The sequence below is a fragment of the Serratia sp. TSA_105.2 genome, from assembly GCF_052692115.1.
The window spans coordinates 1-12179 of the sequence record NZ_JBQZFT010000013.1; the positions used below are offsets into that span (position 1 = coordinate 1).

10 protein-coding genes are annotated in these 12179 nt (G+C 56.3%); all 10 read left to right on the plus strand.

Annotated elements, in window-relative coordinates; genetic code table 11:
- The first annotated feature begins 723 nt into the window (after nt 1–723).
- The 10 genes from ACUTSC_RS22895 (at nt 724) to ACUTSC_RS22940 (ending at nt 12173) form a co-directional block, all read left to right on the plus strand.
- Nucleotides 724–966, plus strand: coding sequence for a hypothetical protein (locus tag ACUTSC_RS22895; RefSeq protein WP_445653557.1), 243 nt, complete (start codon nt 724–726; stop codon nt 964–966).
- Between the two features lie 72 nt (nt 967–1038).
- Entirely contained in the window at nt 1039–2049 is a 1011-nt protein-coding gene (locus tag ACUTSC_RS22900) for an ATP-binding cassette domain-containing protein (protein WP_197768693.1), read from the plus strand.
- A 1-nt stretch (nt 2050) separates the two neighbouring features.
- Nucleotides 2051–3106 carry an ABC transporter permease gene (locus ACUTSC_RS22905; RefSeq protein ID WP_445653558.1) on the plus strand — a complete coding sequence of 352 codons (1056 nt, stop codon included), beginning with the start codon at nt 2051–2053 and terminating at the stop codon, nt 3104–3106.
- A gap of 18 nt (nt 3107–3124) precedes the next feature.
- On the plus strand, nt 3125–4033 hold the full coding sequence (locus ACUTSC_RS22910; protein WP_197768695.1) for a thiopeptide-type bacteriocin biosynthesis protein: 909 nt from the start codon (nt 3125–3127) through the stop codon (nt 4031–4033).
- Nucleotides 4020–5366: a YcaO-like family protein gene (locus ACUTSC_RS22915; protein WP_197768696.1), complete on the plus strand. Its 1347-nt coding sequence runs from the start codon at nt 4020–4022 to the stop codon at nt 5364–5366. Before ACUTSC_RS22910 ends, ACUTSC_RS22915 begins: the two co-directional genes overlap by 14 nt.
- A gap of 6 nt (nt 5367–5372) precedes the next feature.
- A complete protein-coding gene (locus ACUTSC_RS22920) occupies nt 5373–5996 on the plus strand; it encodes a hypothetical protein (RefSeq protein ID WP_197773971.1) in 624 nt (207 codons plus the stop codon).
- Nucleotides 5996–8398: a nitroreductase family protein gene (locus ACUTSC_RS22925; protein ID WP_197768698.1), complete on the plus strand. Its 2403-nt coding sequence runs from the start codon at nt 5996–5998 to the stop codon at nt 8396–8398. The genes ACUTSC_RS22920 and ACUTSC_RS22925 overlap by 1 nt, the downstream gene beginning before the upstream one ends.
- Nucleotide 8399: 1 nt before the next feature.
- Nucleotides 8400–9431, plus strand: a complete 1032-nt coding sequence (locus ACUTSC_RS22930; RefSeq protein ID WP_197768699.1) for a PqqD family peptide modification chaperone — start codon at nt 8400–8402, stop codon at nt 9429–9431.
- Nucleotides 9428–11965 carry a lantibiotic dehydratase gene (locus ACUTSC_RS22935; RefSeq protein WP_197768700.1) on the plus strand — a complete coding sequence of 846 codons (2538 nt, stop codon included), beginning with the start codon at nt 9428–9430 and terminating at the stop codon, nt 11963–11965. Before ACUTSC_RS22930 ends, ACUTSC_RS22935 begins: the two co-directional genes overlap by 4 nt.
- A complete protein-coding gene (locus ACUTSC_RS22940; protein ID WP_197768701.1) occupies nt 11958–12173 on the plus strand; it encodes a hypothetical protein in 216 nt (71 codons plus the stop codon). Before ACUTSC_RS22935 ends, ACUTSC_RS22940 begins: the two co-directional genes overlap by 8 nt.
- The last annotated feature ends 6 nt before the right edge of the window (nt 12174–12179 follow it).

A 12179-nucleotide genomic window follows, 5' to 3' on the forward strand; every position in this document is an offset into this window, starting at 1 on the left:
AAGTGATCCTTAACTGATCGGCATTACAGTCAGAGACTGGCGTTTTTTTTCGCTGCCCGCCGCGATGGTTCCAAAAGGCTCGCGGCGCCGTGGCCAAACTGCCCGCTTCAGGGCCAACCCCGTCGTGAGCGCCCCCCAGCATGTCGCATCAATGCCCCGCCTGGAGCTGAACGCATCACGGGCGCTAAGCCAACTGTGGTTCCGCGTGCAATAATCCTTGTCAAAAAATAAAACTATCATAATGTTTTCCATCCTAAACAATATTAGGTGAAATTTTTCAAAAAAGAATATATTCATCCCTTATACATAGTTTTAAATTAAATAAATTAACGTAAACCCCATGATTACTGTGAGCTTCGTTGCAATAACAGAAAACACCCCTGCCAATTGTAATGATGTGTTGCCGTTCTATTACAAGTATGTAAGAGTATGTCTAACACGATAACTTGACGTTACATACATAGGATTCCTTTCATACTCGCAGGCACCAGTCATATATGACGCCTTCAAATGCAAATAATTCAACATGAAAGAATTTAGTATCGCCGCTGCTTATTTTTATATAAATTAGCGTGATATTAAAATTGATTTTTATTTTTCAGATAAATATTTAGTGGGGAATACCCCATTGAGATGAATTCGTTTGAATATATTTCAACGATATACAGCAGCTCGAATCATGTTATAGCTAACTCATCAATAAACTGATTAATAAGGATATTTATGCTTAATCATACCTCTCTGACTCGTCAATCCCACCGTTTCGATATTGTTCTCGACTCGCCTTCCATGCCCTCTGACGGCATTGATTTAATAGTCGAAGAACTGCCTGAAACGCTGCACTTTGCCAGCGATTGCGCTTCAACCGGCAGCAGCGTCAGCACCGCCTCTACAGCAGGCTGCGGCTGCATTGCAACGGCGAGCTGCATCGGCACAATGGGCAGCGTTACCAGTAGCGGCAGCTAAATCATTACCCACAACCGGTACAAGATACTGTGCCAGTTAGTTATCTGAAACTCTACTCACTGGCTTTAAACAATGAGCACGTACACTGACGCCACTTTAGATTTCGACAGCAATCATAAGCCAACCCTGGATATATCCTGGGATCGCCAACGGCCGCTATTAGACGTCGAGTCACTGAATAAGTTTTATGGTGACACGCAAGTTCTTCATGATATCTCGCTGCAAATCAAGCCGGGAGAAATCATTGGATTGGTCGGACCTAACGGTGCCGGCAAAACGACGCTCATGGAAACCTTGTACGGAGGACAGCCCTTTGAAAGCGGCTTGGTGCGCTTATTTGGCGAAGACGTTCGACAAGGGCTTAATCACGTCATCAAGCAACAGTTAGGCGTCGTTCCGCAATCCTTTAGTTTGCCTTCACTGCTGCGCGTTGAAGAGATCATTTCGCTCTATCAGGTACTTTATACGGATGCGCTGTCGGTTAAGCAGTTATTGGACATTGTGGCGCTAAAAGCGCAGCGTAAAATGCGTTTCTCGCGGCTTTCAGGGGGGCAAAAAAGACGTTTGGCGTTGGCGCTGGCCTTAGCCGGCAAGCCCAAGCTTCTTTTGCTGGATGAACCCACCAGCGATCTTGACCCGCAAAGCCGACGCTATATTTGGCGGCACATCATTGCGAATTCTCGTCAATCTGGTACTGGCGTATTGATCGCAACTCACCAAATGGATGAGGCGGAGAATTTATGCGACCGGGTGATGATCATCAACCACGGCCGGTTGCTGGAGAATGCCAGCCCACAACAGCTTATTGAGCGTTATTGTCCTGGTCATCATATCCGATTCTCAGTGCCTTTGACGTCGGTTGACGAGTTCCTTGCGCTCTTCCCTGAGGCGACGCAGGAAAGCGATGAACATGATCAAACCTTCCGCCGCCTACATATTCCCACCCAAGAATTGGCACAGGTGTTACCGCAAGTGATTGCGTTATCACAACGATTGGGTTGTGAACCCGAACAAATGCAGGTAAGCAAAAACACCCTCGAGGATGTGTTCATTCATCTGACAGGCGAAGCATTAAGGGATTAACATGAGCCATAGCTGGCAGATTTATCGGCGCTTCTTCGGCGCCAACACCAAAGAATATTTACGCGATCCGCTATCAACCTTATTTTCTCTTGTATTGCCGTTATTTTTCATCTTTACCTTTGGCATAACGGCAAAGATTATTAACGGCAATCATCAACCGTTCTCCATGCAGGTGAGCGTTGTCGGAGACACGCCGGAAACAGAGGCTCTCTGGCTTAAATTGAACAATTATCCTGGCCTTGCCGTCCAGCGCCAGCTTAGAAGCGATCCAGAAGCGCTGGTGCGCGCGAATGAAGTGAACGCGGCGGTGAGTTGGGATGCAGTACAACAGCGCCCTTCGATCACCACGACGGAATCCATGAGCTCCGTCGCTCAACTGGTTTCCGCCGCACTCAATCAGCAACCGGCCGACGCCCAGCAGCCGATACGCTTCATTACGCTGAAAACTGAGCGTTTCAACTATTTTAGTTTTATCTTCCCGTCCTTGCTGACGCTGGCCCTGTTGCAAGTCGCCTTATTTGGCACGGCGACGCCGCTGATCGCCGCGCGTGAAAAAGGCACTTACCGCTATTACGGCGTCATTCCGTTGCCGCGCTGGATCCTGCTCGCGTCGCAGGTCAGCGTCCGCCTGGTAATATCACTGGTTCAGATCGCCCTGTTAATGCTCATTAGCAGTCTGGTCTTTGGCTTTACCCTTCAGCATCCCCTGCTGTTTATCGTGCTGCTCGTCGCCGGTGCGCTGTTGCTGGTGAGCTTTGGGTATGCGCTGGCCGGCTTATTCCGCACGAATACCGTCGCGACAATCGCCCTGACCTTACTCAACTTTTGGTGCATGTGTTTCGGGCAATTGTTCCTCGATCTGAGCGCATTCCCGCCACTCAAATGGTTAATTTTGACGACGCCTGTCGGTTTTGTCTCCGATGCGCTGCGATACGCCATGAATGGCAGCGAAGGCGTATTCCCCTTCTTCATTAACTGTATCGGCATGGCGATATGGGGCGCGATCACGCTGTTTGTCGGCGTTAAGTGTTTCCTTTTTCAGCCAAAACAATCTTAAAAAAACAGGTACGCAAAGATGAAAAACAGATCGGCATCTTGGCATTTTTACAAGCTGTATATCGGTAGCCATCATGATGGAATGGACTTTCTGATCACCCAGGGATTGACCCAAGCACTGGCGTACGCTCCTGATTCTCCTTGGTTCTTCTTACGTTATATCGATGAAAAGGGATTACATTTACGCGTTCGTTTTCTGCTGCAGGAAAAGGACAGCCAGCGCCTGGAAACCGCCATTTACGCGGCGCTGCATGATGCGTTGAATAGCCTGCCGCTGCGCCCGGCCAGCCTGTGGACGCCATTGGTCAGCTTCCGTGGCAACACGCCGTTTCCCGCGCATGAACTCCCGGTTCATTGCGAACGCGCAGAATATGAGCCGGAAACGGACGTCTACGGGGGCGAAACGGGCATTGGCATCGCCGAAGCGCTGTTTCACCAATCCAGTGACATTGTCCGTGCCATATTGCTGGCCGAGGCAGGCGGTGGCATGACGCGCAAAGAGTTTGCGTTGCCTCTGATGCTGGCCATGTTGGAAACGTTCATTCCTGTTGCCCGGCGTTCCGCCTTCCTTGAAAGCTTCTCGACTTTCTGGCTGGCGGGTTCTGCGGATATCGGAATGATCAAAAACAGCTTTACCGATCGCGCATGGGAACTGATTGATGAAAACTCGGTTCTTCTGTCGCCGCAGATACGGCAAGACGCGCAAAGCGCCGAACTGGTGGATCGCTGGCAGTCTGCGCTAGACCAGACCCGGCGTAACTATGAACGCCATTGCGAACGATACAGTGACGGCCTCGCGAAAAATCTGGCATTCCAATTCATGCACCTAATGAACAATCGCCTTGGCTTAAGCACGCTGGATGAGGCCTGGCTGGCCGTGTTGCTGAGCAAAAGCCTGGAAAGCGGAGTTATTCATGCATCATCATAACTTTGCCGTTTCCGCGTCCATGCGTCAGAAATATCCGTTCATGTCGCTGCTCTCGCCGCTGACGGGCGTTGTCGGCAGCGTCTACCCGTTGGAACCGCAGGAGATGCATATCCCCCGTTTTTCGTCGGTTTTGGCCAGCCTGGGCAATCTGTCAATGCCATATCCCCATATCATTGACAATAAAGGCAACGACCTGCAAAAAATCGCGCTTGCTGGCTGCGGCGCCGATGAACACGTCGATATGGCGATCGTCCGCGCTGTCGCCGAAGCGGCAGAGCGATACGCCACCTGCGTCTACCATCCTCGCGATGTTTCGGTCGCCAGCTTCCGCGAACTCGGGGCTGACGGTTTGGCGGCCGACAGCCTGCCCCGTTGCAGCGAGGAGGAGCTCGCCGATCCGCTCTGCCCGGTCAAACCCATTGATGACGCCCAGCCGTTGCGCTGGGTGGAAGGTTACTCGTTGACGGACTCCCGCCCGCGCAAGATCCCGTTGATCATGTCGCATCTGTATGTGCGGCCCTGGGAAAGCGAGCGTTTCTGGTTGCCGATATCGACAGGCGTCGCGGCGCACACCGACCTCACCACCGCCACGGTAACCGCGATCAATGAAGTCATCGAACGCGATGCGATTGCCCTTACCTGGCTATTGCAAATGCCTTTAGCGCGCATCCGCTTCGATGAACCGGTACCGGATAGATTACAAGACAAGTTTTCACGCCTGGCGGCCAGTGGGCTGGAACAGCTGTTCTTCGATGCCACTACCGACATCGGCTGCCCGACAATCTACGGATTGCAGCTGCGCGCCGGGCATCCGACCTCGGCCCAGTTCGTCAACTGCTCTACGGGGTTCGATCCCTGGGGCAGCTGCGGCAAGATTATCCGAGAAAGCGCCATGGGGCGTTCGGTACTCGAACATCAACTGCCGGTGCCGGACGATATACGCGATTTTATCGCTCTCGAACATGGCGCCATCTTCATGGGGCGAGCCGAACAGCGCTCCGCATTCGATTTTCTCACCGCCAGCAAGCGGCAGATGCCGATTAGCCGCCTGCAGGCCGGGCAACCGCAAACACCGGCAGCACAGCTGAAAAAATTGGTGGCGCGTTTTCGTCAACTCAAGATGGACGTCGTGATAGCGGACATGACGACGGATGAACTGCGCGATGCCGGTTTACATGTGGTGCGCGCTGTCATCCCCGCCCTTTTGCCCATGACGGCATGCTATCGCGCCCGCTATCTCGGGCATCAGCGCCTACGGGAACAGCAGCAACGGTTGAGTGAACAATTAGGCAAAGCCGCCACGATAAATCCGTGGCCGCAACCTTTTGCCTGAAGGAGAGTGGTAATGATTATCGTCAGTGACACCGCGTTCGGCAATGACGTGGCCGATTATATGCACTGCCAGGAAGGGATCTCTCAACTGACATTGGCAACCGCACTGAATTATTCCTGGGCCGACAGCAAGGCTTCGTTCGTCGGGATCGCGCTATCCGGCGGCGCGCCGCTTAAGCTTGAACAGCTCACCACGCAGCTGTTTCGCGCCGGGATCCCTCACGCTTGTACCGTGCTGAACGACCATATGCTGTTTTGCGGCCCCCTGGTCATCCCAGGCCGAACCGCCTGTTATTCCTGTGCGGCGAAGCGCCTGCTCAGCCTCGCCGAAACGCCGCGTACGGCAATGATGGATTTGAACCTACAGCGATATCATGAACAGCAGCCGCAGAACGCATTGCGCGGATATACGCCGGCGCTGGTGCTGATGGCTGGATTACGGTTAAAGCAGTATGCGCAGCTCCCCGAAGACCAATTCGGCAAACTGACCGCCGTGAGCTTTGGCAGCAATCGCACCGCGAGCAGTTCCGTGGTGGCGTTACACGGCTGCAGCTGCCGTGAAAACCGGCATATTTCGCAGGCTCAGGGCACGGCCTTGTTGGCCGAACACCTGGAAGGAGCCTTACGCTAATGAAAGCCACTCACATGTCGACCGTCTTGTCGGGCGCACAGTTTAGCCACCATAACGATCTTTACGCTTTACTGCCCAAGCGCCCCAAATTAATACCGGAACTGATTTTCATTCCTGAAAGCGATACCCGCGTAGCCGTGTATGGCGCCTATCAGCCACGCATCCTGGCCTGCGTTCAGGGGATAAACACGCTGGCGGCTTTCCTCGAGCGTCTCGATGGCGTCAACGCGCTGGAAAGCGTGCTGACCGACGACGCGACCATGAGCCGCGAGAATGCCCTGGGCATGTTGTCCTTACTGTTTCGCTATGGCTTCCTTGAAGAAGGTGAAGGCCTGGATGACGGCGCCCCAAGCCATTTGGCAAGCTATTGCGGCCGCTTTGTCGACAATACCCGCCTGCACGCCAACCGCACTGCGGCGCTGAAGTCCGCCCGCCGCCGTAGGCTCGCCCTGGTTTGCCCGGAAGATGTGTCATCGCTGCTGCAACACGCGTTGGCGTCTATGGCCGCCAGCATTGACGTTCTGACCGAGCGCCCAACGTCCAGCGCCCTCCCCTGGGATGATGCACTGATCATTTTTGACGGCAGCGAGTCCGACGCTTTCCGCCAGGCATGCGCCGATGGATTGCACCAGGCCGGCGTGCGTTATCTGAGCTGCATTATTGGCGCGGATCGCACGCTGGTGGGCCCTTATACCCTCCCGAACATCAGCGCCAGTTATCAATGCGCACGCACGCAATGTGAGCAGCCATCGCCCGCCAACGATCGGCAAGAGGTGGCGTTCCGTGCCGTCTATGCCGCCCATGAGCTGGGGCAAATTCTGCTCGGGCTGTCCTCTGAAAGCTACCTCAACAAGGTCGTTTCCCATAGCCATCGGGGCGAGGGGGAGTACACCTTAGCCTATAAGGTCGCCCGCATTCCCGGCACCGTGCTAAGCGGTTTAGGCCATGCCGCCTATCTGCCGCCGGGGGAAGAGGCGTTTACTGCCTGGCAACACCATATCGGCACTCGCTTGCCGCCGCAGGGCTTGTTGCCACCGCGTTCACATCAGATGCACTTCACGCTGGATAACCTCAACCGTCACGCCTCAAGGCCGGTCAGGCTGCATGGGCAGCAGCATATCAACCTGCCCGACAGCGCATTGGCGGAGCGCTGTCCGCCGCCCTGGCGCATGTCCGCAGCGCCGCCACAGCCGTTGACGCTGGCCAATCTGGGCTGGTTGCTGCGCCACGCCACGGGTTATCAAAATGGCGCAGACGGCACATTACGCCGCATCGCGCCCAGCGGCGGGCAACTACTCTCGTGCGATATGTTTGTGGTCGTCCGCCGGCCGCTGCCGGAGATGCCTTGCGGGGTCTGGTTCTATCTCGGGGAAAAGCACCAGCTCGTCAGGATTGACGGCATTGACTGCCAGCAATTGGAACACTTGCTCCAGCATCCCGAAGAGCCGATTTCACTCATTACCAGCGGCAACCTGAACCGCGTGCGCGGCAAATATAACGACTTCAGCTATAACATCGTTAACCTTGACGCCGGAGTGGTTAATCAATATTGCGCGCTTTCCGCGCGCGCGGCGGGCTGGACGCTGAGAGAAGATCATGGCGTCGACCTGCAATGGTTGGCGTCATTGCTCTTCTTCACGCAGCAGGATAACCCCCATATCCTCTGCCAGGTCTTGCATGTGCAAGCGCCCCCGTCACAGGATGAGCCGTGCCCTGTTCCACTTTATGAAACGGCGAGCAGCCTGGTCGCCGTTAGCCACCGTCCACGGCCTGCCACCGCGCCAGCGTCGCCCGCACCCGTCGCTCTCTCATCACTGGCGGCTGTGCACCGCGATGAGCCACTCTCCGCGTTGCTGGAGCGTCGCAGGGCGACGTATGACTATGCCGATAGCCCGTTACCGGAAACCTGGCTGAATACCCTGATCGCCGTCGCGCATGTCGGTCTTGAACAAAGCCGCCTGCGCGGGATGCCGGCGTTGCCAATGGAACCCTGGATATTGCTGCCGGAAGCCAGCGGCGAACTTGCTGCGGGCATTTATCAGTGCAGTCAGGCAGACGGCCGTTACTGGCGGAAACGGGATAGCGGGTTTGGCCGCGCACATTTGGCTGATTGCATCAATCAATTGGCGTTCCATAAAGCCAGCGCCTTGCTGATGTGGGTTGCCGATCTTGAAAAGACCCTGCATGACCATGGCGCGGCGGGATACCGTATGCAGCTGCAAAACGCCGCGGCAAGCGCGATGCAGTGCTGGTTGGCGGCGCTGGACTGCGGCTTGACCGGAACGCTGGCGGGAGGCGTGATCGAAGAAGGGCTCATTCGCCACGCGGGCGCCGACGGCTATCGTGAAGCGCCGCTGTTCTGTCTGGTGCTGGCGTCCCCTCCGACGGCGGAGGATGTTTAACATGCCGCCTGCATCCACCCTGTTGCGTTTAAACGAGGATGTGAAACTGGTCTCTCCGCAGGCGAATGTGGCGCTGTTGCTGCGAGAAAACAGTAATGCGCCGTTAAAGCTGAGTGGGTTTTCTGCCCGGCTTGCCCAACAGTTGCAAGGGGGCAGCTCCATGGCGGCCCTCCTGACGGAGCTGGCAGAACACCATCCGAACGCAACGCCTGAACAGTGTCAACAGGCGCTGTCCGCGTTTCTGCTGCGGTTGAAACAGGCGAATATGATCGTTGATGGCGCGCAAAAGCGGTCTGCGGCGGCGAAAGTGGCCGGGCGATATCGGCTGCCTAACCCCGATCGCGTCGCACATAAAATCGCCACCGTGCTGCGGGTTGTCCCGCGCGGGTTAGGTTACGGTCTGCTGAGCCTCGCGATTGCCGCAGCCTTGTGGCGTTTCATCGCGTGTTTGCCAGGGCTAAACGCTTGGCTGCTGCAGGGCGAATGGGCCAGCGTCCAGCTGCTGGTGATGCTTGTCGGCATACCGTTATGGCTGTTTTTGCATGAAATGGCGCATGCCGTCGTTTGCCGTCTTTACGGCTGCCCGGTTCTGGGGGCGGGTCTGCAATTTCGCGGCTGGTGGCTGCCTTCCGCATTTGTCAATACCAGCGCCATCGCGCTATTCCCACAGCGCGGCATGAAGGCCTGGGTGGCGATGGCAGGGCCATTGATGGATCTCTTGTGTCTGGGAGCGCTCGCGGCGCTGAGTGAAAGCGCCGCCGCCACCGCGATACGGCCGTTACTGCTGTTGATACTGTTCGGCCTGCTTTTCAATCTCACCCCTTTTCGGCTTTCGGATGCCACGCGGGCATTTCGCGCCTTTGCCCAACCCGGCGCCAATAAGAAAACCCGCGTGTGGTCTGCCCGAGGCCGCCGCCTATTCCACAGTTATTGCCTGCTTTACAGCCTCTGCATGGCGGCGGCGATGGGTTGGTTAATCCTAGTGAGTTGGCAGAAGGTGAATAACTGGTTGGCATCTGGAGTATTATCATGACGTTACCCGCGCAGCCTTTGTTGCTCGTCGCCCCTTTTATCATGCTGCGTACTGCAGGCTTGCCGGCGCACTATGTCAGCCAACTTCCGGATGATTTATCCGCGATTATCCGGCAACACCACTTGCAGGAGCCGGCCTGGCGGCAACTCGGGCAGGCGCTTATCGCCAGGCTGCATGCGAATGTCGCATTACCCTCGGCGGACAGCGTTCGCCAGGAAATGATTCGCTGTCGCCGCCATATCTTCAACGATCGCTATTTCAACCTGTCTGCCGAAATGCGCGCCTGGTTGGCGCATTACGACCCAGCCGCTCTGGAGCAACTGACCGAATGGTTGGCGATAGCGGATGAACGCCGGCAGTTGGCGGCAACCTTTAACCAGCGCTGGCAGCGTGTCAACGAACAGACGCAGGCTTGGTTGCTCAAAGCCGCCAACGAACCGACCCTGCGCCGGGCGCTCTGCCTTGCCTCCCCGCAGTTGCTTTGCGATCTGGAACAAAATTGGCAGAGTTGGCCGGCCAAACGGCGCCGGCGCGTAGAGCGCTCCTTGTTTGCCTACATGATTCGAGCGGCGGGCAAAGTCAGCCCATTCAGCACCTTTTCCTCTTTTAGCCTGGTCCCGTTTGAAAGCTCGGCCGGCGAAGCCACTCTGCAAACCGGCGAAGGCAAGGTGATCTCGACCATACACCTCAACCGCTCCATCGCATTAGCCTTGCGCGACGCGCTGTATACGCAGCACTGGTTGGCGAAACATGATCTGCCGCTGTGCCGCAACCCATCCTTGCAACGCATTTCTGCCAGCCAGATGCGCGGCCATTTCTATCGCTATGAGAAACGCCACGGTTTGTTATGGAACGAAGAGCAGCAATTTGTCCTGGGCCTGGAGGCGACGGAAATCGACGCCGTTCTGAGCGCCAGCCACCAGCAAAGCTGGAGCGCGTGGCGAGCGCATTTCGAACTGGCCGGGATGGCCCCGCCCGAAGCGGAAAGACTGCTGAGAAAGCTGGTGCGCAAGGACGTATTGCGCCCGACATTACAGTGGGGAACGCATCATCCTGCCCCCCTGGTCGATGTTTTGGCGCTCATGCCGGCGGAGCTCTCCAGCGACGCTCTGCGCAGCCTGCTCGAACTGCCCGAACGCTTTGGTGCGGCGGAAAACGCGGAGCGCGTTGCGCTGCTTGAGCAGGCTCAACAGACGATTCAACAGAGCTGGGAGCAGCTGACCCGCCATCAGATGCCCGAAATTCGCAATATTTTATATGAAGACGCCTGGCGGGAAGGGATCAGTATGACATTGCCTGACGCTTTCATTCCCAATGTGCTTGCCCGCGTAGCGAAAGCGGTGGCCAAACGCGCCACGTTGTCGCAGGAGTACCTCTGGCTGCTGCAGAACTTTATCGATAAATACGGTACAGGCGGCCACTGCACCGATGTCTCATTGTTTTTGCAGCAGAGCTGGCAGGGATTTATTCAATTCACCCAACAACGCATCTCGCAGTCCGCCGCCGCAACGGCCCGCTGGCGGCAGCACAATATCAACCCCGCCGCCCTGAAGCTGCCGGTAACGCTCTTCCTGCAATTGGATGCCCGTCATGTGGGGCAGCTGGCGCATCCCCGGGGCAAAGTGGTCATCAACAATGCGTATTCGCGTATCGGCTGGCAGTTGGCGCGCACCACGTTGACCAACGACAGCCAGGCCGACAACAGGCGCCATCAGCTGCAAAACTGGCTGCGCCAGTTCGCCGCGCCGGCGCTGCCATTAACCTTCAGCGTCAGCGGCGAGTCCAGCAATCTCCAGGCCCAGGCCCGCCTGGCCGATCATCATCTGTGCCTAGATGAGCCGCCGCAGGTTGCTGGCGACCTGACGCTTGACCGGCTCCAACTGCATCATGATACGCAGAGCGGCCTGCTGAAGCTGACGGACAACCAGGGGCAAGCGTTCCAATTATGTTACCTCGGCGCGGCGACGCCGATGGTGGCCTGGGGAACCAAATACCTGCTTACCGTACTGGCCGAACCGGTGCAGATTGGCCGCCCCGCCTACAAGCGATTGATGGCCGATGAGCTGGATCATGACTTCCGCCATGCCCCGCGCATGGAGGAGGAAGACTGCGTCCTGATCCGTGAAACCTGGTGGGTGCGCTCTTCCCGCATTTTCCATGAGCTGTCCGGGCATCAGGCGGCGGAGCATCCGGCGCGCCTGTTGGCATTGTTACTGAAGAACAGCATTCCGACGGACAGCTATGTGAACGGGCAATTCAACGATCATCTTAGCTGGCAGTCATTTAACAACGACAAGATTCGCAAACCGATGTGGTGCAGGCTGGGCAATTCACATTGCCTTGACCAATTGCTGCTGCTGGCGCGAAAAGTTGACTGGTTAGTCTTCCGAGAGGCTCTCCCGTCACCGGAAAACAGTTGGATGGAAGTGAAGAATGAAACCTATCTCACTGAAATACATACTGAGATGGTCATCCCTGGCGATTACCTCGACGCCTCTCTTATATCCCCTCTGAAGGAGAAATCCCATGTATAAAGTATCAGGCTTGCTGCTTTTTATCGGCCTCGTCATGTTCGCTGTCGCCCTGGCTCTCAATATCTACAGCAGCTACACGGCGAGCAACGCCAACGGTGCGTCATTGTTCTCCACCAACTGGTGGGCGCGCTGGTTCCCGCTTTACGCTTCGGGAGCCGCTCTGCTCTTCATTGGTGTGATCTTGCGCCTGACAGTAGGGGATCGTTAAGCACCT